Origin of the sequence: Bartonella sp. TT110JLCBS (assembly GCF_042193405.1) — a bacterium.
Taxonomy (GTDB): Bacteria; Pseudomonadota; Alphaproteobacteria; order Rhizobiales; family Rhizobiaceae; genus Bartonella.
Window position 1 is genome coordinate 1 of sequence record NZ_JBHILT010000270.1, and the last position, 253, is coordinate 253.

Sequence of the window (253 nt, forward strand, 5' to 3'; positions counted from 1 at the left end):
TGGTGCTTTTAGGGTGTGAGGAAAAATTGGTCATCTAATCAGTATTGCTAACGAAAAAGAAGGGGTGCGTGTTTTGGTGCAAAGAGACGGGGCAGTAAAAAATCGCTTGTTGGTGCTTTTGCTGGGTAATGGCGTGGTGTCATTTGGCGGTTGGATTGATTATATCGTGATTTTGACCGTATCTGTGTTCACGTGGAAAGCTGATCAATATGATGTCGCTTTTATTGGAGCGGCAACATTATTACCTGGTATC

The 253-nt window shown here is 43.1% G+C and carries 1 pseudogene; it reads left to right on the plus strand.

What is annotated here, in order from left to right:
- Window positions 1-76: 76 nt before the first annotated feature.
- Window positions 77-253, plus strand: a pseudogene (locus tag ACFILW_RS10870) (MFS transporter); the annotation flags it as partial.